At 71.5% G+C, this 23,591-nt stretch carries 23 protein-coding genes; 10 read left to right on the forward strand and 13 right to left on the reverse strand.

The genetic code is table 11. The features are described from left to right. Nucleotides 1-365: 365 nt before the first annotated feature. Genes AB0G50_RS16695 through AB0G50_RS16705 form a run of 3 tightly spaced genes read left to right on the forward strand, consistent with a single transcriptional unit; the run spans nt 366 to nt 2,556 of the window. Nucleotides 366-1,241, forward strand: coding sequence for an A/G-specific adenine glycosylase (locus AB0G50_RS16695; RefSeq protein WP_360108565.1), 876 nt, complete (start codon nt 366-368; stop codon nt 1,239-1,241). Beyond that, nucleotides 1,241-1,723, forward strand: a complete 483-nt coding sequence (locus AB0G50_RS16700; protein WP_360108568.1) for a 2'-5' RNA ligase family protein — start codon at nt 1,241-1,243, stop codon at nt 1,721-1,723. Before AB0G50_RS16695 ends, AB0G50_RS16700 begins: the two co-directional genes overlap by 1 nt. A 5-nt stretch (nt 1,724-1,728) precedes the next feature. Next, on the forward strand, nt 1,729-2,556 hold the full coding sequence (locus AB0G50_RS16705; RefSeq protein ID WP_360108571.1) for an alpha/beta fold hydrolase: 828 nt from the start codon (nt 1,729-1,731) through the stop codon (nt 2,554-2,556). Here AB0G50_RS16705 and AB0G50_RS16710 read toward each other — a convergent pair. Beyond that, nucleotides 2,516-3,274 carry an alpha/beta hydrolase gene (locus AB0G50_RS16710; protein ID WP_360108574.1) on the reverse strand — a complete coding sequence of 253 codons (759 nt, stop codon included), beginning with the start codon at nt 3,272-3,274 and terminating at the stop codon, nt 2,516-2,518. The two genes, AB0G50_RS16705 and AB0G50_RS16710, sit on opposite strands and share 41 nt — an antisense overlap. A 17-nt stretch (nt 3,275-3,291) precedes the next feature. On the opposite strand from AB0G50_RS16710, the gene AB0G50_RS16715 reads away from it, so the two are divergent. Genes AB0G50_RS16715 through AB0G50_RS16725 form a run of 3 tightly spaced genes read left to right on the forward strand, consistent with a single transcriptional unit; the run spans nt 3,292 to nt 5,850 of the window. Continuing rightward, the gene (locus tag AB0G50_RS16715; RefSeq protein WP_360108577.1) at nt 3,292-4,749 is read left to right on the forward strand and encodes a M1 family metallopeptidase; all 1,458 of its coding nucleotides are present in this window, start codon (nt 3,292-3,294) and stop codon (nt 4,747-4,749) included. 10 nt (nt 4,750-4,759) lie between these two features. Beyond that, complete coding sequence (locus AB0G50_RS16720; RefSeq protein WP_360108580.1) at nt 4,760-5,068, forward strand: antibiotic biosynthesis monooxygenase; 309 nt, start codon at nt 4,760-4,762, stop codon at nt 5,066-5,068. After that, on the forward strand, nt 5,065-5,850 hold the full coding sequence (locus tag AB0G50_RS16725; RefSeq protein ID WP_360108583.1) for a Sir2 family NAD-dependent protein deacetylase: 786 nt from the start codon (nt 5,065-5,067) through the stop codon (nt 5,848-5,850). The genes AB0G50_RS16720 and AB0G50_RS16725 overlap by 4 nt, the downstream gene beginning before the upstream one ends. Here AB0G50_RS16725 and AB0G50_RS16730 read toward each other — a convergent pair. Further along, nucleotides 5,822-6,796: an endonuclease/exonuclease/phosphatase family protein gene (locus AB0G50_RS16730; protein WP_360108585.1), complete on the reverse strand. Its 975-nt coding sequence runs from the start codon at nt 6,794-6,796 to the stop codon at nt 5,822-5,824. The two genes, AB0G50_RS16725 and AB0G50_RS16730, sit on opposite strands and share 29 nt — an antisense overlap. A gap of 18 nt (nt 6,797-6,814) precedes the next feature. Here AB0G50_RS16730 and pcp point away from each other — a divergent pair, with 18 nt between their 5' ends. Next, entirely contained in the window at nt 6,815-7,453 is a 639-nt protein-coding gene (gene pcp / locus AB0G50_RS16735; protein ID WP_360108588.1) for a pyroglutamyl-peptidase I, read from the forward strand. A gap of 504 nt (nt 7,454-7,957) precedes the next feature. On the opposite strand, the gene AB0G50_RS16740 is transcribed toward pcp, so the two are convergent. Continuing rightward, nucleotides 7,958-10,513 carry an ATP-dependent Clp protease ATP-binding subunit gene (locus tag AB0G50_RS16740; protein WP_360108591.1) on the reverse strand — a complete coding sequence of 852 codons (2,556 nt, stop codon included), beginning with the start codon at nt 10,511-10,513 and terminating at the stop codon, nt 7,958-7,960. Nucleotides 10,514-10,837: 324 nt separating this feature from the next. On the opposite strand from AB0G50_RS16740, the gene AB0G50_RS16745 reads away from it, so the two are divergent. Then, nucleotides 10,838-11,635 carry a (2Fe-2S)-binding protein gene (locus tag AB0G50_RS16745; protein ID WP_360108593.1) on the forward strand — a complete coding sequence of 266 codons (798 nt, stop codon included), beginning with the start codon at nt 10,838-10,840 and terminating at the stop codon, nt 11,633-11,635. Nucleotides 11,636-12,285: 650 nt separating this feature from the next. On the opposite strand, the gene AB0G50_RS16750 is transcribed toward AB0G50_RS16745, so the two are convergent. The 3 genes from AB0G50_RS16750 to AB0G50_RS16760 are packed head-to-tail and all read right to left on the reverse strand — an operon-like array spanning nt 12,286 to nt 15,106. Beyond that, a complete protein-coding gene (locus tag AB0G50_RS16750) occupies nt 12,286-13,071 on the reverse strand; it encodes an ABC transporter ATP-binding protein (protein WP_360108596.1) in 786 nt (261 codons plus the stop codon). After that, nucleotides 13,068-14,114, reverse strand: coding sequence for an iron chelate uptake ABC transporter family permease subunit (locus AB0G50_RS16755; protein ID WP_360108599.1), 1,047 nt, complete (start codon nt 14,112-14,114; stop codon nt 13,068-13,070). The genes AB0G50_RS16750 and AB0G50_RS16755 overlap by 4 nt, the downstream gene beginning before the upstream one ends. Beyond that, on the reverse strand, nt 14,111-15,106 hold the full coding sequence (locus tag AB0G50_RS16760; protein ID WP_360108602.1) for an iron ABC transporter permease: 996 nt from the start codon (nt 15,104-15,106) through the stop codon (nt 14,111-14,113). Before AB0G50_RS16760 ends, AB0G50_RS16755 begins: the two co-directional genes overlap by 4 nt. Nucleotides 15,107-15,173: 67 nt before the next feature. On the opposite strand from AB0G50_RS16760, the gene AB0G50_RS16765 reads away from it, so the two are divergent. Further along, on the forward strand, nt 15,174-16,145 hold the full coding sequence (locus AB0G50_RS16765) for an iron-siderophore ABC transporter substrate-binding protein (protein WP_360108605.1): 972 nt from the start codon (nt 15,174-15,176) through the stop codon (nt 16,143-16,145). Nucleotides 16,146-16,244: 99 nt separating this feature from the next. Here the strand turns inward: AB0G50_RS16765 and AB0G50_RS16770 are convergent, their stop codons facing one another. Continuing rightward, nucleotides 16,245-16,592, reverse strand: coding sequence for an Lsr2 family protein (locus AB0G50_RS16770; RefSeq protein WP_360108608.1), 348 nt, complete (start codon nt 16,590-16,592; stop codon nt 16,245-16,247). A 114-nt stretch (nt 16,593-16,706) separates the two neighbouring features. Further along, on the reverse strand, nt 16,707-18,218 hold the full coding sequence (lysS, locus tag AB0G50_RS16775; protein WP_360108611.1) for a lysine--tRNA ligase: 1,512 nt from the start codon (nt 18,216-18,218) through the stop codon (nt 16,707-16,709). Between the two features lie 74 nt (nt 18,219-18,292). Between lysS and AB0G50_RS16780 the strand changes: the two genes are divergently transcribed. Then, nucleotides 18,293-19,045, forward strand: coding sequence for a class I SAM-dependent methyltransferase (locus AB0G50_RS16780; protein ID WP_360108614.1), 753 nt, complete (start codon nt 18,293-18,295; stop codon nt 19,043-19,045). A gap of 160 nt (nt 19,046-19,205) precedes the next feature. Here AB0G50_RS16780 and AB0G50_RS16785 read toward each other — a convergent pair whose 3' ends face one another. The 5 genes from AB0G50_RS16785 to AB0G50_RS16805 all read right to left on the reverse strand — a co-directional run bounded on the left by AB0G50_RS16785 (nt 19,206) and on the right by AB0G50_RS16805 (nt 23,578). Beyond that, nucleotides 19,206-19,991: a type III pantothenate kinase gene (locus AB0G50_RS16785; RefSeq protein WP_360108617.1), complete on the reverse strand. Its 786-nt coding sequence runs from the start codon at nt 19,989-19,991 to the stop codon at nt 19,206-19,208. 68 nt (nt 19,992-20,059) lie between these two features. After that, on the reverse strand, nt 20,060-20,524 hold the full coding sequence (gene panD / locus AB0G50_RS16790; protein ID WP_360108620.1) for an aspartate 1-decarboxylase: 465 nt from the start codon (nt 20,522-20,524) through the stop codon (nt 20,060-20,062). A gap of 10 nt (nt 20,525-20,534) precedes the next feature. Continuing rightward, on the reverse strand, nt 20,535-21,425 hold the full coding sequence (gene panC / locus AB0G50_RS16795; protein ID WP_360108623.1) for a pantoate--beta-alanine ligase: 891 nt from the start codon (nt 21,423-21,425) through the stop codon (nt 20,535-20,537). Continuing rightward, nucleotides 21,422-22,312: a DUF2520 domain-containing protein gene (locus AB0G50_RS16800; protein ID WP_360108626.1), complete on the reverse strand. Its 891-nt coding sequence runs from the start codon at nt 22,310-22,312 to the stop codon at nt 21,422-21,424. Before AB0G50_RS16800 ends, panC begins: the two co-directional genes overlap by 4 nt. Before the next feature lie 90 nt (nt 22,313-22,402). Beyond that, nucleotides 22,403-23,578 carry a PrsW family intramembrane metalloprotease gene (locus AB0G50_RS16805; RefSeq protein ID WP_360108629.1) on the reverse strand — a complete coding sequence of 392 codons (1,176 nt, stop codon included), beginning with the start codon at nt 23,576-23,578 and terminating at the stop codon, nt 22,403-22,405. Between the last annotated feature and the right edge of the window lie 13 nt (nt 23,579-23,591).

A 23,591-nucleotide genomic window follows, 5' to 3' on the forward strand; every position in this document is an offset into this window, starting at 1 on the left:
AATCCGTTGAGCGGCGCGGTGGGGGTGCCGGTGTCCGGGCGGACCGAGGCGGCGTTGCGGGAGCTGGCGGCGCGGTGGGCGGACGTGGTGGCGGGCGGTGGTGGGCGGTAGTGGGCGGCGGCGGTGGCGGTGGATGGCCGCGTTCGCACGCTGCGACCGGCACTCGTCATCGCTCGCCGCCGCTGCCCGCCACCGCCGACATCGCCGCCCACCGCTACCGCCGCCATCCGCTTCCCACCACCGCCCGAGCCGCTTCTGGTTTGGCGGCGGTGGCGGTGCCCTGGGTGCTTGTCGGACGATCCTTCGAGCGGCGCCGGCCGGGGTAACGCCACGGGTGGCGGTGGGTCTGGGAGACTGGGCGGGCTATGAGTCTTGATGCCGAGGTTCTTCTCGAGTGGTTCGGTGAGAACGCGCGTGATCTGCCGTGGCGGCGGGATGAGTGCACTGCCTGGGGAGTGCTCGTCTCCGAGATCATGTTGCAGCAGACGCCCGTGGCGCGGGTCGAGCCCGTGTGGCGGGAGTGGTTGGGGCGGTGGCCCGTGCCCTCGGCCATGGCCCGTGCCACGCAGGGGGAAGTGCTGCGGGCCTGGGGGAAGCTCGGCTACCCGCGACGAGCACTCCGGCTGCACGCCGCCGCGATCGCCATCGCCGAGGAGCACGACGACGTCGTGCCGGACGACGTCGACACGCTGCTGGCACTGCCCGGCATCGGGGCGTACACCGCGCGCGCCGTGGCCGCGTTCGCCTACGGGCAGCGGGTTCCCGTCGTGGACACCAACGTGCGGCGCGCCGTCGCCCGCGCGGTGCACGGCGCCGGTGACGCCGGGCCGCCGTCCACCACCAAGGACCTCAAGGACGTCGAGGCGCTGCTGCCCGAAACCGCCGAGGAGGCGCACGTCTACTCCGCCGCGCTGATGGAGCTGGGCGCCCTCGTCTGCACCGCCCGCGCGCCCCGCTGCGTCGACTGCCCCGTGCTCGCCACCTGCGCGTGGCAGCTCAACGGTCGCCCCGCCTACGACGGACCGGCCAAGGCCGTGCAGAAGTTCGCCGGCACCGACCGCCAGGTCCGCGGCCTCCTGCTCGACGTGCTGCGCGGCACCGAGGAACCCGTTCAGAAGACCCGGCTCGACCTGGTCTGGTCCGACGCGGGCCAACGGGACCGCTGCCTGCACTCGCTGCTCGTGGACGGCCTGGTCGAGCAAACACCCACCGGCCTGTTCGCCCTGCCCGGAGAGCACTGATGCACCTCCTGGCGGTCTTCTTCGACGCCGACGCCGACCGCCGGATCCGCGACCTGCGCCGCCGCACTGGCCTGACCGCGGAGTTCCCGCCGCACCTCGTCTACGCCGCCGCCGGCACGATCGGCCCGAAGGTGCGCACCGAGCTCAAGCAGGACCTGGCCCGCCTCTGGCTGCCCGACCTGTGGTTCAACGCCTTGTCCGCCACCGAGAACAGCCTGCACCTGTCCGCCGTGGTGGACGCCGAGCTGCTCGCCGTGCACTCCGCGATCCACGACGTGCTTGCCGGCCGGGTCAAGCACCCCGACGCCTACCACCTGCCGGGCAGCTGGACGCCGCGCACCGCGCTCGCCACCGAACGACTCGCCGGGGCGTTCGCCGAACTGCACCCGGTGGAGCCGATCCGGGCCCGGGTCCGCGAGATGTCCATTGTGGACACCCAGACCGCGGAGGTCGACGTGCTGCGCCGAACGTCGGCACACTGAGGGGCATGACGCACATCGCCACGGCCGCGGGCACATTCGACGCCCTCGTCGCCGGCCCCGAGGACGGACCGGAAGTCCTTCTCCTGCACGGGTTCCCCGAGTTCGCCCTCGAATGGGAGCACCAGCTCCACGCCCTCGCCGACGCGGGCCACCGCGCCGTCGCGTACGACCAGCGGGGCTACTCGCCGGGCGTCCGACCGGACGAGGAGTCCCAGTACCGGTTGGAGCACGCCGTCGGTGACGTGTTCGCCGTCGCGGACTCCCTGGGCTGGCAGCGGTTCCACCTCGTCGGGCACGACTGGGGCGCGGCCGTCGCGTGGATCGCCGCCGCCGAGCGGCCGGACCGGGTCCGCACGCTGAGCGCGGTGTCGGTGCCGCACCCCGCGGCGTTCGGCGCGGCCCTGCGCGACGACCCCGAGCAGCAGCAGGCCTCGCGCTACATGGCGATGTTCCGGCAGCCCGCGCCCGGTCCCGAGCAGGCCATCCTGGCCCGGGGCGCGCTCGACCTGCCCGGCGTGCCGGCCGACCACCTCGCCGAGTACCTCCGCCGGCTGGCCGAGCCGGGCGCGCTCACCGGCGCGCTGAACTGGTACCGCGCCAACGAGTTGAGCGGCGGCTACGACAAGCCGGTGACCGTGCCGACCCTGTACGTCGTCGGCGACCAGGACTCGGCGGTGGCCCGGTCGGGCATCGACGCGACGGCCGACTGGGTCACCGGCCCGTACCGGCTGGAACTGCTGGAGGGCGTCGGCCACTTCACCCCGGAGGAGGTTCCCGACACGGTGTCCGAGCTCATCCTGGCGCACCTCCGGGAGCACCCGGGAGACCGCTGAGGAACGCCTCCACCGCACCGCGGTAGACCTCCGGCGCCTCGTCGTGCACCACGTGCCCCGACTCCGGGACCAGCAGGTGCGAGGCGCCGGTCCGCCGTGCCACCTCGGCCATCTGGCCGGCGCGCATCCCGCCCCGACCGGCCTCGACCACCAGCATCGGGCACCGGACCGCGTCCACCAGGTCCCAGTACGACCGCTCGCCCCACTCGGCCGCGATCGCGTACATGTCCTCGATGTCCGCGACGAGGTGGTACCCGTCGTCGCGCTCCTCGAACAGCTCCTCGACCCGCGGCACGTCCACCACCGACCGGACGTGCGCGAGCGACCGGAACACCGGCCACGAGTCGAAGTACCACCGCCACGCGTCGACGGAACCGCCCGTGTTGTCCGGCACCACGTCCTCGGCCACGACCGCGCGCACCAGGTCCGGCCGGGCCGCCGCCAGCGCCCACGCGTGCAGCCCGCCCATCGAGTGCCCGATCACCACCGCGGGCCCGAGGTCGCGTTCCTCGACCAGCTCCACCAGGTCCGCCACGAAGTCCTCGGTGCGGAACGGCCCGCCGCGCGCGTGCCGACCGTGCCCGCGCGCGTCCGGCGCGACCACCCGCCCGTACGGGGTGAGCCACCGCGCGACCGTCCACCACGTCGACGCCCGGCTCATCAGCCCGTGGAGCAGCACGATCGCCGGACCGGTTCCGCCGTACTCGACCACGCCCATGCGTGCATCATGTCCGCATGGCACTGAGCCCGAAGGCCCGCCCCTACCTGCTGATCACCGCCCTGGTGCTGGTGGTCGCGGGTGTCGTCGTGGCCAGGCTGCCCACCGAGCCGCACGCGGGCACCGCGGTGCCGGCGCCCACGACGGAAACCCCGGCGGTGCGGGGTTCGATCGGCGGTGACGGCGCGGGCGACGCCTACTACCCGCAGGACGGCAACACCGGCTACGACGTGCTGTCCTACGACGTGTCGGTCGACTACGACCCGGCGTCGAAGCACCTCGACGGGGTGACCGCGGTCAAGGCCACCGCGACCGCCGACCTGACCCGGTTCAACCTGGACCTGTACCGGCTCAAGGTGGCGAAGGTGCTCGTCGACGGCGTCGAGCGGACGTTCGCCCAGGAGGGCGACCACGAGCTGGTGATCACCGCGGACCTCAAGCAGGGCAAGGAGTTCACCGCGGTGGTCACGTACGGCGGCGAGCCCGCGCTGTTCGAGGAACGGGCGCTGGGCCGCAGCGGTTGGCAGATCTCGAAGTCCGGCGGCGCGTTCGCGGCGGGCGAGCCGCACTCGGCCACGACCTGGTTCCCGGCCAACGACACCCCGCGCGACAAGGCGCTGTTCTCGCTGACCGCGCGGGTGCCGGACGGCTGGTCGGTGGTGTCCAACGGGGTGGAGAAGGGCAGCGAGAGCCGGGACGGCAAGACCACGTTCCGCTGGGCGGCGGCCGAGCCGATGGCGACGTACCTGACCACGGTGGCCGTCGACCGGTGGACCTTCGAACGGGGCGCGCTGGCCGACGGCACACCCGTCGTGACCGCGTACGCGCCCGGTGTCGCCAAGGGCGAGGACCGGCTGCCCGAGGTGCTGGAGTTCCTGTCCTCGAGGTTCGGCCCGTACCCGTTCACCTCGGCGGGCGGGATCTTCCTGGCCGACGACATCGGGTTCTCGCTGGAAACCCAGGGCCGGCCGATCTACGCCGGGTGGGCCGACCTGGACACGGTCGTGCACGAGAACGCGCACCAGTGGTTCGGCGACTCGGTGTCGTTGAGCAGCTGGGCGGACATCTGCCTGAACGAGTGCTTCGCCAGCTACGCCTCGTGGTTGTGGGACGAGAAGGAGGGCGCGGACCTGGACGACCGCTACCGGTCCGAGGTCGGCAAGCGCGGCGACCAGTCGACCTACTGGAACCGCAAGCTCTACGACATGGGGCGCGGCAACGAGTTCCGCGGCGTGTACGACAAGGGTCAGCTCGCGCTGCACGCGTTGCGCCGGCAGCTGGGCGACGACGTGTTCGACCGGGTGCTCAAGGGCTGGGTCGCGGACCACCGGTTCGGCAACGCGTCGTGGCCGGAGTTCGAGAACTACGTGGAGAAGACGTCCGGCCAGGACCTCGCCGGGTTCTTCGGGGCGTGGTTCCGGGGTGACGAACGACCCTCGGACGAGTACCTGTGGCCGGGCACCCTGCGCCGATAGGCTGGGACGCATGTCGGTAGTGAAGATCAACGCCATCCACGTCCCCGACGGCTCCGGCCCCGAGCTGGAGAAGCGCTTCGCCGCGCGGCTCGGCGCGGTCGACTCCGAGCCCGGTTTCCTCGGCTTCCAGCTGCTGCGGCCGGTGAAGGGCGACGAGCGCTACTTCGTCGTCACGCACTGGGAAACCGAGGAGGCGTTCCAGAACTGGCTCGGCGGCAGCGCGCGCGAGGCGCACTCCGGCGAGCGGGCCAAGCCCGTCGGCACCGGGTCCGACCTGCTGGAGTTCGAGGTCGTGCTGGCCTCGACGCCGAAGGCGTGATCGACCGCGCCGCCGAGCTGATCGCCGGCGCGGAAGCGGTTCTGGTGTGCGCGGGAGCCGGGATGGGCGTCGACTCGGGCCTTCCCGACTTCCGCGGCGACCGCGGGTTCTGGCAGGCCTACCCGCCCTACGAGCGGCTCGGCCTGCGGTTCGCCGAACTCGCCGACCCGGTGCACTTCGTGGAGGATCCCGCGCTGGCGTGGGGTTTCTACGGCCACCGGCTCGACCTCTACCGGTCCACGACGCCGCACGAGGGTTTCGCCGTGCTGCGGGAGTGGGGCGCGCGGGTGTTCACCTCCAACGTGGACGGGCAGTTCCAGCGCGCCGGGTTCGCCGACGTGGCCGAGGTGCACGGGTCGATCCACGCGGTGCAGTGCCTGGAGCCGTGCACGGACGACGTGTGGCCGGCCGACTTCGCGGTCGCGGTGGACCCGGAGTCGATGCGCGCGGTGGGCGAGCTGCCGTCGTGCCGCAACTGCGGTGGGCTCGCGCGGCCGAACATCCTGATGTTCGGCGACTGGTCGTGGGTCGGCGGGCCGTCGCAGGCCGGGTTGGACGCGTTCACCCGGTGGCGGCGGGAGCAGCGGTCGCTGGTGGTGATCGAGATCGGCGCGGGTTCGGCGGTGCCGACCGTGCGTCGGCAGGCCGAGCTGGCCAGCGCCTCCTCCGGCGCGTTGATCCGGATCAACCCGCGCGAGGCCGACGTGCGGCACGGGCGCGGGGTGTCGCTCGCGATGGGCGCGCGGGAGGCGCTCACGGAGCTGGCACGACGAATCGGCTGACGATCGCCCGGTGGTCCGAGCCCGGCACGTCCACCACCTCGAACGTGTCGACGGGGCAGCGGTTGTCGACCAGCACGTGGTCGATCGTCACGCCCGGCGGCCACCACGGCGAGTCGGCGGGCCACGTCGGGGCCAGGCCGTCGCCGACCTGGTCGGCCGCGTCGACGTAGCCGGTGTTCAGCAGTCGGCGCAGGGACGCGTGGTCGAGCGTGGCGTTGAAATCGCCCGCCAGCACCCGGATCGGGCCGGTGAGCGTGCGCGCGGGCAAACCGGCCAGGTCGCGCTGCCACTGCTCCGGGCCCTCCGGCACCACGGGCGGCAGCGGGTGCACGCTGACGATTTCCACGTCGCGACCCGGGAGGTCGACCAGCGCGCCCGCCTGCCGCAGCGTGCTGGGCGGCGTGAGGTCCCGCGCGGTCACCGGATAGCGGGAGGCGATGCCGGACCCGGAACCGCCCGGCTCGTCGCGGAACACCCGGTAGGGCAGTGCCTGCGCGAGCTTCGCCCGGTCCAGGTCGGCGACCATCGCCGGGGTGAGTTCCTGAAGCGCCAACACGTCCACGTCGTGCCGGCGGACCTGCTCGACCAGCGCCTCGGCGTCCGCCTTGCCCACCAACAGGTTCATCGACATGACCTTGAGCGGTCGGCCCACGCCGACGGGCCGCGAGTCGGGGAACGCGCGCGGCGCCACGGCGGCGGTCAGCACGGCCGACAGCAGCAACGTCACCAGCGCGACCGCCCAGCGCTTGACCAGCAGCGCCACCAGGCCGGTCAGCACGCCGAGCACCAGCACGTACGGGGTGAGCGCGGTGGTGGCGAGCATGTAGCGGGTGCCGTCGATCCCGAACAACCGGACCAGTGCCGCGAGGGTGACCGCGAGACCGGTCGTCACCAGCAGGAACGTGACGAAACCGCCACCCGGTCGACTGCGGGGAACATCGGTCACGCATCTAGTCTGCCTGACGTGGACGTGCTGCTGACCGGCTTCGAACCCTTCGGCGGCGAGACGGTGAACCCGTCCTGGGACGCCGTGTCGCTGCTCGCGACCACCGGGCCCGCGGGCTTCGACCTCGCGACGGTCCGCCTGCCCTGCGTGTTCGGCGCGTCGCTGGACGTGCTGCGGGACGCGATCGACCACTACCGCCCGTCGGTGGTGATCTGCGTCGGCCAGGCGGGCGGCCGGTCCGCGATCACCCCGGAGCGGGTGGCGGTGAACCTGGACGACGCGCGAATCCCGGACAACGCGGGCAACCAGCCCGTGGACACGCCGGTCGTACCGGGCGCCCCCACCGCCTACTTCGCCACCCTCCCGGTCAAGGCGTGCACCGCCGCGGTCCTGTCGGCCGACATCCCCGCCGCCGTCTCGCACACCGCGGGCACGTTCGTCTGCAACCACGTCTTCTACGGCCTGATGCACCACCTGGCCGACACCCCCACCACCCGAGCGGGCTTCGTCCACGTCCCGTACACCCCGGCCCAAGCCCTCCCCCACCAGGCACCGAGCCTCCCCCTGGACACGATCGCCCAAGCCCTGACCCTGATCACCACCACCGCCCTGGCCCCACCGGCACACACCACCCTGCTGACCGGCACCCTCCACTAACCCCCTCTATCCCCCTCTCCTGCCGGCCCACCCCCGCTCGTTCCCTCCCCACTCCCGCCACCATCATTCACTTGTCCAACAATGCAAAAGTAGGATCGTAGAACAATCCGACAATCCCCTCATTGAACAACGGCCCCCGCCACCGCCGATCGTCAAACTGTCGGATTGTCAGATTGTCGCTAAGTAGGATTGTTCAACAATCTCATGAGGCAGCGGTTGCACAGCCGACAGCCAGGCAGGCAGGCAGGCAGGCGACATCGGCCGGGCTCTAGATGTCAGCCAGTCGAGAACGCCGCCGCCCGCGCATAACAGGCCAGGCCGAAACGCCTTCGGGCTGCGGGAAGCCGACACTTGGTCGACGTCCTCGACACCTTGCGCGGCCGCGGCGGCCCGGTCGGCGGAGCGGCTCCGTGTCGCTGCCCCCTCGGGCACGGCGACGGCACCCCGGACGCGCGAACGCCCCCCGGCCGGGAGTGGCCGGGGGGCGTTGTGGCGCGGAGTGCGTCAGGCGGACTCGGCGGTGTCCGAGTCGTCGCCTCCGGCGGAGGCCGCCAGGTCGACGGGCGGGGCGTCGGGCACGCTCAGCGGCTTGCTCTCGCCGCGGAACACGAAGTGGGCCTTGTCGTCCACCTCGGACTCGCCGTCCCAACCCTCGACATCGGTGATGATGATCTGGCCCGGCTGGATCTCGCCGAACAGGATCTTCTCCGACAGCTGGTCCTCGATCTCGCGCTGGATCGTGCGACGCAGCGGCCGGGCGCCCAGCACGGGGTCGAACCCGCGCTTGGCCAGCAGCTTCTTCGCGCGATCGGTGAGCTCGATCGCCATGTCCTTGTTCTTCAACTGCGTCTCGACGCGGGCGATCATCAGGTCCACCATCTTGATGATCTCGTCCTGCGTGAGCTGGTGGAAGACGATGATGTCGTCGATGCGGTTGAGGAACTCGGGCCGGAAGTGCTTCTTCAGCTCGTCGTTGACCTTGTTCTTCATGCGCTCGTAGTTGGACGCGGTGTCCTGACCCGAGGTGAAGCCCAGGCCGACGGCCTTGGAGATGTCCGACGTGCCGAGGTTCGAGGTGAAGATGATCACGGTGTTCTTGAAGTCCACCGTGCGGCCCTGACCGTCGGTCAGCCGGCCGTCCTCCAACACCTGGAGCAGCGTGTTGTAGACCTCGTTGTGCGCCTTCTCGATCTCATCGAACAGCACGACCGAGAACGGCTTGCGGCGCACCTTCTCGGTGAGCTGGCCGCCCTCCTCGTAACCCACGTACCCGGGAGGGGCACCGAAGAGGCGCGACGCCGTGTAGCGGTCGTGGAACTCGCCCATGTCGATCTGGATCAGGGCGTCGTCCTCGCCGAACAGGAAGTTCGCCAGCGCCTTCGACAGCTCCGTCTTACCGACACCGGACGGGCCGGCGAAGATGAACGAACCCGACGGGCGCTTCGGGTCCTTCAACCCGGCACGCGTGCGGCGGATCGCCTGCGACACGGCCTTGACCGCGTCGACCTGGCCGATGATCCGCTTGTGCAGCTCGTCCTCCATGCGGAGCAGACGGGTCGTCTCCTCCTCGGTGAGCTTGAACACCGGGATGCCGGTCCAGTTCGCCAGCACCTCGGCGATCTGCTCGTCGTCCACCTCGGCGACGACGTCGAGGTCGCCGTCCTTCCACTGCTTCTCCCGCTCGGCCTTCTGGCCCAGCAGCTGCTTCTCCGCGTCCCGGAGCTTCGCGGCGCGCTCGAAGTCCTGCGCGTCGATCGCGGACTCCTTGTCGCGGCGGACGTCGGCGATCTTCTCATCGAACTCGCGCAGGTCCGGCGGCGCGGTCATCCGGCGGATGCGCATCCGGGCGCCGGCCTCGTCGATCAGGTCGATCGCCTTGTCGGGCAGGAACCGGTCGTTGATGTACCGGTCCGCCAGCGTCGCGGCGGCGACCAGCGCGGAGTCGGTGATCGAGACGCGGTGGTGCGCCTCGTACCGGTCGCGCAGACCCTTGAGGATCTCGATCGTGTGCTCCAGCGACGGCTCGCCGACCTGGATCGGCTGGAACCGGCGCTCGAGCGCGGGGTCCTTCTCGACGTACTTGCGGTACTCGTCCAGCGTCGTCGCGCCGATCGTCTGAAGCTCGCCACGCGCCAGCATGGGCTTGAGGATCGAGGCCGCGTCGATCGCGCCCTCCGCGGCGCCCGCGCCGACGAGGGTGTGGATCTCATCGATGAACAGGATGATGTCGCCGCGGGTGCGGATCTCCTTGAGCACCTTCTTCAGGCGCTCCTCGAAATCGCCGCGGTAGCGCGAACCCGCCACCAGCGAACCGAGGTCGAGGGTGTAGAGCTGCTTGTCCTTGAGCGTCTCGGGCACCTCGCCCTTGACGACCATCTGCGCGAGACCCTCGACCACGGCCGTCTTGCCGACGCCGGGCTCGCCGATGAGGACGGGGTTGTTCTTGGTGCGGCGGGACAGCACCTGCATGACCCGCTCGATCTCCTTGGTGCGCCCGATCACCGGGTCGAGCTTGCCCTCGCGCGCACTGGCGGTCAGGTTGCGCCCGAACTGGTCGAGCACCAGGGACGAGGAGGGGGTGCCCTCACCGCGGCCGCCGGACTCGGCCGGCTCCTTGCCGCCGGAGTAGCCGGACAGCAGCTGGAGGACCTGCTGGCGCACCCGGTTGAGGTCGGCGCCGAGCTTGACCAGCACCTGGGCGGCGACGCCCTCGCCCTCGCGGATCAAGCCGAGCAGGATGTGCTCGGTGCCGATGTAGTTGTGGCCGAGCTGGAGCGCCTCGCGCAACGACAGCTCAAGCACCTTTTTGGCGCGCGGGGTGAAGGGGATGTGACCCGACGGGGCCTGCTGGCCCTGGCCGATGATCTCCTCGACCTGCTGGCGGACGCCCTCCAGCGCGATCCCCAACGACTCCAGCGCCTTGGCGGCGACACCCTCACCCTCGTGGATCAACCCCAGGAGGATGTGCTCGGTGCCGATGTAGTTGTGGTTGAGCATCCTGGCCTCTTCCTGGGCCAGGACAACCACCCGCCTCGCGCGGTCGGTGAACCTCTCGAACATTCGCACTCCCTGACTGCTGCGCCGGCGGTCCTCGGGCTCACCACTGGCTGACCGTGGAGAGCGCGGCACCGTGGGACCACTGTAGTCGGCCGGCCCGACACTCTCAGTTCCCGTTCGCGGGCAGTCGACTTGGTTGATCCCTGACATTGACTCCAACGTGTGATCTGCCAGGCAGATTCCACGGATCCCACGCTGTCCGCTGAACGCGAACATTCAACCGTTCGGCGACGCCGGTGGTGACCGGGGTCACCGCTTCGGGCCGATGTGGGCGATCCTCGGTAAGGTTAGGCATACCTACTTCTCGACCGCGAGGACCTTCTGGAGATGACGGTACCGACGAGGGCGGCGCCGCGCGACGTGCCGCTCGCGGTCTCCACGGGGCGGGCCGCGGGCCTGGCCGGGGGGCTCGACCTGCGCTTCGGGTTGCCGGAGGACGCCACCGGGTGGACGCGGTGCTCGGTGCTGTTCGAGGAGCCCTCCCGGTTCGACGCCTGGCGCGCGGCGCTGGAGACCTGGATGACCGGCGTGTACGGGGTCGCGCCGGAACGGGCCACCGCCGGGTACGTGATGAGCTGGTACACGAGCGTCGTCGGCCTGGTCGGCGGGATGCAGTTCCACCTGGCCCGACGGGTGCCGTCGTTGCGGCCGGCGGACCTGGCGATCCGACTGGCCGACGGCGGGCGGCCGCACGTGGCCGGGGTCGCGGTGCTGTCGGAGGAGTTCGCGTGCCTGCCGGACGACCCGGCGGCCGGGCACCCCTCGGCGACGGCGGTCGCGGACGAGGGCGCGTTGGCGGCGTTGTTGAGGGCGCGGTTCGCGGCGCACGCGGCGGCCTTCGTGGCGGCGTACGGGCCGACGGTGCGGCTGGGCAGGCGGATGCTGTGGGCGGCGGTGACGGACGGGCTGGACAGCGCGGCGTGGACGGCGGGCCGGCTCTCGGGTGACGAGGCCTCGGGCGCGGCCGACGCGGCCCTGCTCCTGCCGGCGAAGATCGCCCCGTTCACCTCGGCCACCACGCTGCGCACCGAGAACGGCACGTGGACCCGCCGCCGCGAGAGCTGCTGCTTCCACTACGTCCTGCCGGGCGCCGAGGCCTGCGGAACCTGCCCCCGACTCTGCTGACCCCGCCCCATGGCCGACCCCGCACCTGCGCCCCCTTGTTGAACAATCCCACAACCCTACAATCCTCAGTGGCGCCTCTCGTAGGATTGTTCAACAATACGACAATACCGGCCGTCGTAGGATCGTTGAACAATCGAACAGTTCCACAATCCTCACGCGCCCTGAGCGGCTCCAGGAGCCGTCGGTGGCCCGGGGTGAGGTTTCGGGCGAGCGAACTGCCGTGAACGCGCCCTGGGGGCAGTGAGCCGTCGGAACGGGCCCGGCGCGAGCGCGCGGGGGACCAAACCGGGCTCGCGCCCCGGATCGCGGGCTTCGCGGTGCGGAACGGGGTGACTCCGTGCGGGAAGGCACGGCGCTTCGCGGTGCGCGGGCTTGGTGGGTCGCCATGTGCGGTGCGGTGGGACGAAGGCGGGCATCGCGTCGCGGCTCTCGGTGCTGCGGGCGCTTCTCGTGCGCCGGACACGGGCGGCTCGCGGTGCCTTGGCGACTTCGGGATGCGCGGCGGGTGCGGGCCGCTCGGTGGGGTGTCGCGGGGGGGGTGGGTGGGAGTCGGTCTCCGGTGGGCGGTCGGCGTCGATCACGAGCTGCGTGCTCGGGTGACCTCGGCGCGCCGAGTTCGAGTTCAGGGGCTCGGGTTCAGGGGGCCGGGTTCAGGGGTGCTGGTGGCTGATCGGGATCACCAGCGGGGTCGCGGTGACCGGGTCGGGGACCACCTTGGCCTTGAGGGCGAAGACGTCGAGGAGGGTTTGTTCGGTCAGCACCGCCTCCGGCTCGCCCTCCGCGACGATCCGGCCGTCGCGCATCGCGACCAGGCGGGTGGCGTAGCGGGCCGCCAGGTTCAGGTCGTGCAGGACCATCACGATCGTCCGGCCGCCGTCCCGGTGCAGGCGGCCGACGAGGTCCAGCACGTCGATCTGGTGGGCGAGGTCCAGGTAGGTGGTCGGCTCGTCCAGCAGCAGCAGGTCGGTGCCCTGGGCCAGCGCCATCGAGATCCACGCCCGCTGCCGCTGACCGCCCGACAGCTCGTTCACCGCCCGCTCGGCCAGGTCCGCCATCCCGGTCATCTCCAACGCGCCCGCGACCGCCGCCTCGTCCTCCTCCGACCACTGCCGGTACCACGACTGGTGCGGGTGCCGGCCGCGCGCGACCAGGTCGGCCACGGTCAGGCCCTCGGGCGCCTGGGGCGACTGCGGCAGCATCGCCAGCACCTTCGCGACCTCGCGGGTCGGGGTCGTGGTGATCGACTTGCCGTCCAGCAGCACGGTGCCCGACCGCGCGGGCAGCAGCCGGCCGAGGGCGCGCAGCAGCGTCGACTTGCCGCAGCCGTTGGGACCGATCACCGCCGTCACGGTGCCCGGCAGCACGGCCAGGTCCAGCCCGTCGACCACCGCCCGGTCGCCGTAACCGACGGTCAGCGACCGCGCCTCGAGCCTCATACCCGCGCCTCCCGACGACCGCGCACCAACAGGAACATCAGGTACGGCGCGCCGAGCACCGCCGTCACCACGCCCACCGGCAGCTCGACCCCGCCGAACAGGGTGCGCGCGAGCAGGTCCGACCCGACCACGAGCACGCCGCCCACCACCGCCGACCCGGCCACCGGCGGCGCCGAGGCGCCGGCCAACCGCACCGCGACCTGCGGCGACGCCAGCGCCACGAACGCGACCGGGCCGGCGGCGGCGGTCGCGACCGAGGCCAGCACCACGGCGATCAGCAGCAGCGCCGTCCGCGCGCCGGACACCCGGACGCCGAGCCCGCGCACCGTGTCCTCGTCCAGTTGCAACACGCCGAGCAGCCGGGTGCCGACCAGCGCCGCGGGCAGCAGCACGACCAGCGCCAGCCCGACCGGGACGACGTGCTCCCAGCCGCGGCCGTTGAGGCTCCCGGTGATCCACACCATCGCGCGCGCCGCGTCCGTCACGTCGCCGACGGTCAGCAGGTACTGGGTGAAGCTGCCCGCCACCGCCGACACGCCGACCCCGACCAGCACCAGCCGGAACCCGTCGATGCCGCGCCGCCACGCCAGCCCGTAGACCAGGACACCCGCCACCAGCCCGCCGACCAGCGCCGCGACCGGCACGCCCACCTTCGACGCCGACCCGCTCACCGCGCCGAACGACCCGGTGAGCGTGATCACCCCGACCGCGCCGGCGCCCGCGCCCCACGTCACGCCGAGCACGTCCGGCGAGGCCAGCGCGTTGCGCGCGATCGACTGGAACACCGCGCCCGCCACGCCCAGCGCCGCGCCGACGAGCGCGCCGGTCAGCGCGCGCGGCAACCGCAGCTCCAGCACCACGAACCGCTGCCCGCGCTGCCCGCCGCCCAGCAGCACGTCGAAGACCTGGCCGAGACGGATCGGGAAGTCGCCGCGCGCCACGCTCAGCGCGACCAGCAGCACCAGCACCGCGAACCCGACCAGCACGAGCACCACCGGCCGCCACCGCAGCGACCCGGACACCGGCCCGATCCGGAACCTCACAGCCGCACCAGCTTCCGCCGCCGGACCAGCACGACGAAGAACGGCGCCCCGATCACGGCCATCACGATCCCCACCGCGAGTTCACCCGGTCGGGCGACCACGCGCCCGATCACGTCCGCGCCCAGCAGCACCGCCGCGCCCAGCAGCCCGGCGCACGGCAGCAGCCAGCGGTAGTCCGGACCGGTCAGCGCGCGCGCCGCGTGCGGCACCACCAGCCCGAGGAACCCGATCGGGCCGCACACCGACACCGCGCCGCCGACCAGCAGCGTGATCGCCGCCACCCCGACGACCCTGGTCCGCGCCACGTCCTGGCCGAGTGACCGGGCCACGTCCTCGCCCAGCGACAGCGCGTTCACGCCGGCCGCGTTCGCCGCCGCCAGCACCAGCCCGACCAGCAGGAACGGCAGCACCTGCCCGAGCACCGCGAGGTCGCGCCCGGCGATCGAGCCGACCTGCCAGAACCGGAACGAGTCGAGCGACTGCCGGTCGAGCAGCACCAGCGCCGACACCAGCCCGTCCATCAGCGCCGAGACGGCCGCGCCGGCCAGCGCCAGCGTCACCGGGGTCGGACCGCCGCGACCGGCCGAGCCGAGCAGGAACACCACCACGCTCGCGACCAGCGCGCCCGCGAACGCGAACCACACGTACTGGTAGAGGCTCGACACGCCGAGCGTGAAGATGGCCAGCACCACCGCGAACGCGGCGCCCTGGGTGACGCCGAGGATGCCCGGGTCGGCCAGCGGGTTGCGGGTGTGGCCCTGCATCAGCGCGCCGCCGACGCCCAGCGCGACGCCCGCGGCGAGCCCGATCAGCGTCCGGGGCACCCGCAGCTCCCACACCACCAGGTCGTCCTCGACGCCGGAGTAGGCGAACAGCGCGTGCCACACGCCGGCGGGCGAGATGGGTTTGGCGCCGACGGCCACGCTCACCAGCACGGCCAGCACCACCGCGGCGGACAACACGAGGACCGCGCGCACCCGCCTGTTCGCCACGACCACCCCAGCTCCCGGATCAGTGAGGCTAGCCTAACCGAACCCACCGACAGTCCAGGGAGGCGTGATGAAGGTCCACTTACTGGTGGCCACCGCGGCACTGCTCGGCCTCGCCGCGTGCGGAACGGCGGAACAACCCCCCGAAAGTGGCACGAACCAGGGCGGGGCGTTCCCCCGAACCATCAGCCATGCGATGGGTTCCACCGAGGTCAGGAGCGCGCCGACGCGGATCGCCGCCCTCGACACCTCGTACGTCGACGCCGCCCTTGCGCTCGACCTCGACGTGGTCGCCTACACCGACTACCCGGCCACCGGCACGTCCTTCCCCGCCTACCTGGGCGACGGCGCGAAAGCGCACACGAAGGACGCCAAAGCCGTCGGGAAGCTCGCGGAGCCGAACCTGGAGACGTTGGCGACCACCGCCCCCGACCTGATCGTCTCGGCGAAGGTCAGGCACGAACCGCTCTACGACAAGCTTTCCGCGATCGCGCCGACGGTGTTCAGCGAGACCACCGGCGCTACGTGGAAGGAAAACATCCGGTTGTTGGCCAGGGCGACCGGTCGGGAGGAACTCGCCGAAGAGAAGATCTCGGCATACGAACAACGCGCGGCGAAGGTCGGCGACTCCATTCGGAGCAAGGTCGGGCACAACCCCACGTTCTCGCTCGTCCGGTTCGTGGCGGGCGAGCAGACCGTTCGGCTCTACACCCCGAACTCGTTCCCGGGGATCGTTCTCTCGGACGTCGGCTTGGCGCGTCCGGAGGGTCAGCCCACGTCCGAGAAGATCTCGGCGAACCTCAGTCTGGAACAGATCGCCTCGGTCGACGCGGAAAAGATCTTCGTGGCCACCTGGGACGACGGCACCGGCGGGTCGGCGAAGGTTCGCGACCAGTTCCGGGCGAACCCGCTGTGGAGCCTGTTGAAGGGTGCGCAGCAGGACGTGAACGATGTCGTGTGGCTCACGTCGGTGAGCCTGCAAGGTGCGCACGGCATGCTGGACGACCTCGCGAAATCATTCGGGGTCGACCCGGCGCGCTGAGACCGCGCCAGTGCGGAAACAACGCGGGGCGCCGGATTTGTTCCGGCGCCCCTTCGTCACTTGACGTAATTGCCGCGTGCCGGGCACGCGGAAAGGTCGTCAGCCCTGCTGGTGGTACGACTCCAGCACCTCGGCCGGGATGCGACCGCGGTCGGACACCTTCATGCCCTGCTTGCGCGCCCACTCCCGAATGGCCTGGTTCTGCTCCCGGTCGGCGGAGGCCGGACGCGCCGCCTTCACCCCGGCGGGACGACCCGGCCCGCGCTTGCGACCGCCTGCCTTGCGGGCGCCCGCCACGAAGTCGGCGAGCGCGTCGCGGAGCTTGGACGCATTGCCCGAAGAAAGGTCGATCTCGTAGGACACCCCGTCCAAACCGAACCCGACCGTCTCCTCTGCCTTCCCACCGTCCAGGTCGTCCACCAGGGTCACGGTGACCTTCTGCGCCATGCGTATCCTCCTGGGACTCGAATGCGCGGTGTTCCCCGACCGCGACCAAAGCATTGGCGAGTGCAGGTTAGCGCACAAGTGCGGGAATCTGCTCCCCGGACGCTGAGAAGTTACTCATTCCGGGCGCACGAGCGGGAAGAGGATCGTCTCCCGGATACCGAGACCGGTGATGGCCATCAGCAGCCGGTCGATGCCCATTCCCACACCACCGGTCGGTGGCATTCCGTACTCCAGCGATCGCAGAAAGTCTTCGTCCACGGGCATGGCCTCGACGTCGCCGGCCGCGCTCAACCGCGCCTGCGCTTCGAGCCGCTCCCGCTGCACCACCGGGTCCACCAGTTCCGAGTATCCCGTGGCCAACTCGAATCCGCGCACGTAGAGGTCCCACTTTTCGGCGACACCCGGTTCGGTGCGGTGCAGCCGGGTGAGCGGCGAGGTCTCGACCGGGAAATCACGGACAAACGTCGGCGCGTGCAGGGTGTGGCACACGCGGTGCTCCCACAGCTCCTCGACCAGCTTGCCGTGCCCGAGCTTCGGGTCCACCTCCAACCCCACCCGGTCCGCGAGCTTGCGGAGGAGTTCGACGGAAGTGGACGGAGTGACCTCTTCACCGACGGATTCGGAGAGCGAGTCGTACATCCGCAGAGTGGTCCACTCGCCGCCGAGGTCGTACTCCGAGCCGTCGGCGAGCGTGACGACGTGCGAACCGGCGACCGCGAGCGCGGCCTCCTGGATCACCTCGCGGGTCATCACCGCGTTCGTGTCGTACGTGGCGTACGCCTCGTAGTACTCGAGCATCGAGAACTCGGGCGAGTGCGACGAGTCCATGCCCTCGTTGCGGAAGTTGCGGTTGATCTCGAAGACCTTCTCGATACCGCCGACCACGCACCTCTTCAGGTACAGCTCCGGCGCGATGCGCAGGAACAGGTCGATGTCCAGCGCGTTCGAGTGCGTCACGAACGGCCTGGCCGACGCGCCGCCCTGCAACGACTGGAGCATCGGGGTCTCGACTTCCACGAAACCGCGCTCGTGGAAGGAGTCCCGCAGCGAGCGCACGACGGCCGCCCGGTTGCGCACCGTGTTGCGCGCCTGTTCGCGCAGGACGAGGTCCACGTACCGCTGCCGAATGCGGGTTTCCTCGGCGAGTTCCTTGTGCGCCACCGGGAGCGGGCGCAACGACTTCGCGGTGAGCCGCCACGAGTCGGCCATCACGGACAGTTCGCCGCGCCGGGAGGTGATGACCTCGCCGCGGACGAATACGTGGTCGCCGAGGTCGACGTCGGACTTCCATTCCGACAGCGACTGCTCGCCCACTCCGTTCAGGCTGAGCATGGCCTGGAGTTCGGTGCCGTCGCCTTCGCGCAGCGTGGCGAAGCACAACTTCCCGGTGTTGCGGATGAACATGACCCGACCGGTGACACCGACGACTTCACCCGTCGCGGTGTCGGGTTCCAGGTCCGGGTGCTCTTCCCGCACCTGGCGCAACGTCCTGGTGCGCGCCACTTCCACCGGATAGGGATCGACACCCCGTTCCAGCAGTCGCGCCCGCTTCTCGCGGCGCACCCGCAGCTGCTCGGGGAGATCGTCGTCGCTGGTCGCGGATGCGGTCGGGGTCTGCTCACTCACGAGGCAGAAGAGTACGGAAAGACCGCCCCTCCGATCGAACCGGATACCGCGTCCACCTCAGTAGGGTGTCGGTGGTGACGAGTGATGACTTGAGTGCTCGCCGGGCCAACTCCTTCGGTGCGCACGCGAAGGCTTACGCAGAACACCGTCCGGACTACCCCGGCTCGGCCGTTCGCTGGGCGCTGGAACCGCTCGGCGAGGGTCGGCACCGGGTGCTCGACCTGGGCGCGGGAACCGGCAAGCTGACCGGGGTGCTGGTGGCGCAGGGCCACCAGGTGACCGCCGTGGAACCGGACGAGGCGATGCTCTCGGAACTGGTCCGCCGGCACGGCGGGGTGCGCGCACTGCCCGGTTCCGCCGAACGCATACCGGTGCCCGACGGCACCGTGGACGCGGTCTTGGTCGGCCAGGCGTTCCACTGGTTCGACCCGGCCCGGGCCTTCCCCGAGATCGCCCGCGTGCTGCGGCCCGGCGGCGTGCTCGCCGCGCTGTGGAACATGAGCGACGAGACGGTGCCGTGGGTCGCCGAGTTCGACAAGGTCGCGGGCACGTCGGTCCGCGAGCAGCACGTGGCGCTGGAGCTGATGCCGGCGCACGAGCTGTTCGTGGAGGCGGCGGACGCGACGTTCTCGCACGTGCAGCGCCGCACGTCGGAAAGCCTGGTGGCAACCGTCGGCACGCACTCCCACACCCTCGTGGTGTCGGCGGAGGAGCGCGCCGAGGTACTCGAGCGCATGCTCACCTGGCTGCGCACCAACCCGGAAACCGCGACCGGCGAGTTCGACTTCCCCCTGCGCACCGCGGTCCACCGCTCCCGCAGGGTCTGACCCCCCGACCTAGCCCTTCCCCCCGCAATCACTCAACCCGCGAGGTCGCGTCGGTCGGCCGTCGCCCATTTCTGCCCGATCACGCGCTTCGATCGGGCAGAAATCGGCGGCGGACGGCCGACTTCCAGGCGACCGGGCCGCCGCGACGAAGTCGCGGCCGTCACACGCGATTGCGCTCGAACACCAGCCGCAGCCCCAGCAGCGTCAAATCAGGCACGTGGCTCTGGATCACCGCCGACTCGGTCACCACCAACGGCGCCAGCCCACCGGTGGCGATGACCGTCACCGGCCCCGGGTCGGTGGTCTGGAGTTCGTCCACGATCCGGCGGACCAGGCCGTCGACCTGGCCGACGAAGCCGTAGACGATGCCGGACTGGAGGCACTCCACGGTGTTCTTGCCGATCACCGAGCGCGGCCGGACCAGTTCGACCTTGCGCAGCTGGGCGGCGCGGGCGGCCAGCGCGTCCACCGAGATCTCGATGCCCGGCGCCAGCGCGCCGCCCAGGAACTCGCCCTTGGCCGAGATCACGTCCAGGTTGGTGGTCGTGCCGAAGTCCACGACCACGCACGCGGTCGAGTGCAGGTGGTGCGCGGCCAGGGTGTTGATCACCCGGTCCGAGCCCACCTCCTTCGGGTTGTCCACCAGCAGCGGCACGCCGGTGCGCACGCCCGGCTCCACCAGCACCTTCGGCACGGCGCCGTAGTAGCGGCCCAGCATCACGCGCAGTTCGCGCAGCACGGCGGGCACCGTGGACAGCGCCGAGATGCCGGTGATCTTGTCCGCGTACTCGCCGAGCAGGCCGCGCATGGTCAGCGCCAGCTCGTCGGCGGTCATCCGCGCGTCGGTGCGCATCCGCCAGTCGCGGACCAGCGCGGCCTGCTCGCCGGTGCCGTCGTACAGGCCGAGCACGATGTTGGTGTTGCCGACGTCGATCGCGAGCAGCACAGCGAACCCCTCTGGTTGTCGGCGCCTGGTTACCGGCGGCGGAGATCTGGGCGGCGAGTGCCGGGCGGCTAGTTCTCGGCGTGGATCAACGCGTCGAGCGCGGCGGCGTCCTCGGTCTCCGACGAGACCACCGCGCCGCTCACCAGGCCGGAGCCCTCGGGCGCGTGCGCCGGGTCCGCGCCCAGCTCGACCACCGCGTTGTCGGCGTCCACGAAGACGACCCGCGGCCGGTAGGTCCGCGCCTCCGCGTCGTCCATCTGCCCGTAGGCGATCAGGATGACCAGGTCGCCGGGCTTGACCAGGTGCGCGGCCGCGCCGTTGATGCCGATGACGCCGGTGCCCCTCGCGCCGGGGATGACGTAGGTCTCCAGCCGCGCGCCGTTGGTCACGTCCACGATCGCGACCTGCTCGCCCGCCAGCAGGTCGGCGGCCTCCATCAGGTCCTCGTCCACCGTCACCGAGCCCACGTAGTGCAGGTCGGCCTGGGTCACGGTGGCCCGGTGGATCTTCGACTTGAGCATGGTGCGGAACATCGCGGTCCCCTTACTCGTCGCCCGCGCCGAGCAGCACGGCGACGTTGTCGATCAGACGGGTGGCGCCCACGCGGGCGGCCACGAGCAGCCGGGCGTCGCCGTTCTCCGGCGCCGGGCCCAGGTCGGGCGCGCGCAGCTCCAGGTAGTCCAGGTCCACGCCCGGCACGGCGGCCAGCGTGTCGCGCGCGGTCCTCAGCACGGTCTCCGCGCCGAGCCCGCTCACGTGCGCTCCGGCGACCAGGGCGGCGGACAGCGCGGTGGCCGTCTGCCGCTCGTCCTCGGAGAGGTTGCGGTTGCGGGAGGACAGCGCGAGGCCGTCGTGCTCGCGAACGGTCGGCACGCCGACGACGTCCAGCGGGAAGTTCAGGTCGCGGGCCATCCGGTGGATCAGCGTGAGCTGCTGGTAGTCCTTCTCGCCGAACACCGCGTAGGTCGGCTGCACGATGTTGAACAGCTTGGCCACCACGGTGAGCACGCCCGCGAAGTGGCCGGGTCGGGACGCGCCCTCCAGCTCGTCGCCGAGCGGACCGGGGTGCACCGTCGCGGTCGCGCCGGGCAGGTACACGTCCTCCGCGGCGGGCGCGAACACCAGGCCCACCCGCTCCTCGCGGCAGACGTCCACATCGGACTCCAGCGTGCGCGGGTAGGTCGTGAAGTCCTCGTTCGGGCCGAACTGCGCGGGGTTCACGAAGATCGAGACCACCACGACGGTGTTCTGCATGACGTGCGCCTCGCGGATCAGCTTGCGGTGACCCTCGTGCAGCGCGCCCATCGTGGGCACCAGCGCGATGTTCCGCCCGGCCGCGCGCAGCGCGCGGACCACCCTGGTGAGCCGGACGGGGTCGCGGTGCACCGTGACGTCGCCCGGCCGGTAGTCGTCCTTGGTCAACGGCTTGGTCATGACTGGTCCTCGAGGGTGGTGCGGACGGCGGACGCCAGGTCGGGTTTGAGCAGCCCGGCGGCCGCCGCGCGGTCCGCCGTGCGCCGGGCCAGGACCCGGTACGCGGGAAGGACTTCCGAGTCGCGCAGCACGTCGAGGTGCTTCGCGACGGTGCCCGCGTCGCCGCGCGCGACGGGGCCGGTGAGCGCGCGGTCGCCGTGCCGCAGCACGTTGTCCAGCGCGGCGGACAGCAGCGGGCCGATCATCCGCTCGGCGTCGGCGACACCGGCGCGGCGGAGCAGATCGGCGCAGTCGGCGACCACGGTGATCAGGTGGTTCGCGCCGTGCGCGAGGGCCGCGTGGTAGAGCGGGCGGGCCGCCTCGGGCACCCGCACGGGCTCGGCGGCCATTTCCACCACCAGCGCCTCGCCGACGTGCCAGGCGACCTCGTCGCCGTCGGCGGCCGTGACACCGACCGTGCTCGCGGTCATCCGCTGCACGTCCTCGGGTCGGCCGGTGAACGTCATCACCGGGTGCAGCGCCACGCACAGCGCGCCCAGCGCGGCGGCCGGTGCGAGCACCCCGACGCCCTGCGCGCCGCTGGTGTGCACCACGATCTGGCCCTGGCGCAGGCTCCCGGTGGCGACGAGGCCGCGCACGAGACCGGCCAGCTCGTCGTCGGGAACGGCCAGCAGCACCAGGTCGGCGGAGGCGGCGACCTCGGGTGGCGAGAGGACCGGCACGTCCGGCAGGAGTTCCTCGGCGCGCCGCAGCGAGTCCCGGGAGACGGCGGCGACCGCGCCGACCACGTGGCCCGCCCTGGCGAGGGCGGCGCCCAGCACCGAGCCGACCCGACCGGCCGAGATCACTCCCACGGCCAGCCGCGCGGGGCGGGGGGTCGCGTCCATGCGACGTACTCCTTCAGGCGGCGTTCCAGTCCCGATGGCCGGGTACCGGACGACGGCCGCGAGCGTAATCCGGTGTGCTGTGCGGGGCTCTCAACTGCGACGAACGCCACCCGCGGCGTGCAGCGCGCCCGGTGCGTCGACCGCGGCCTGCCGGCGGGCGACGAGCGTTCTCAGCAGCACGGCGTGCCGGGTCTCGGCGTTCGCGCCGGCCGTGCCGAGCGCGATCCGGTGCCGCAGGAACGCGAGTTCGGTCGCGGCCACCTGGTAGCCCGCGACGGCCTTGGCGGCCCGGTCGCCGACCTTGCGCTTCACCACCCGCCGCCACGCCCGGCGGCCCTGGAGGCTCGCCAGCAGGGCGACCTCGCTGGCCGCGATCCACCGGTGCTCGGCCATCGCGGGCAGCTGACCCGCGACGATCCGCTGCTCGCGGCGGCGCTGCCAGATCACCATGCACACCATGCCCGCGAAGATCGGGACCATGATCAGGAAGTACAGGTTGATGAACGTCGAGCCGGTGCCGACGGTCGTGGAGAAGTTCCACAGCGAGTGCAGGCCGGCCGCGGCGACGTACCCCAGGATCGGGGCGACGATCCGCACCGTCCGGTTGCCGGTCATCGCCGCGAGCCCGATGCCGATGCCCGTCATGGACGTGAACAGCGGGTGCGCGAACGGGCTCAGCACGCCGCGCAGGATGAACAGCGCGACCACCCCGTTGCCCAGGCCGCCGAAACCGCTGTCCACGAACACCCGGGCGAAGTAGTAGATGTTCTCGGTGAACGCGAAGCCGGCCGCGGTGATGCCCGCGTACACGATGCCGTCGACCACGCCGTCGAACTCGTCGCGGCGCAGCAGGAACAGCACGACCACGAAGACGGCCTTCATGGCCTCCTCCACGATCGGCGCCCCGATCACCGCCGCGAACGTGCGACCGTCGCCGTTGTTGATCAGCTCGCCGAGCACGGTCGCGGTCTGGTTGAACACCAGCGAGGTGATCGTCGCGCCGCACGCGCCCCACACGAACGCCAGCAGCAGGATCCGCGCGGGTTCCGGTTCCCAGCGGTCCACCCAGAGGTAGGCGCTGATCACCAGGGCGACCGGCACGAGCGCGGCCACCGCGCCGACCAGGATCGGCACGAGGCCGATCTTCGTGGTGCCGAGGCCGAGCAGCACCAGGCCGCACACGCCGAGCACGATCAGGGCCGCCACCGGGAGCAGCACGGTCCAGCGGCGTTGTTCGATCCGCTTGCGGGCGGGTGCGTCGGTCACGGGGGAAACCTTA

The organism is Actinosynnema sp. NPDC020468 (assembly GCF_040642015.1).
In the GTDB taxonomy this organism is placed as follows: Bacteria; Actinomycetota; Actinomycetes; order Mycobacteriales; family Pseudonocardiaceae; genus Actinosynnema.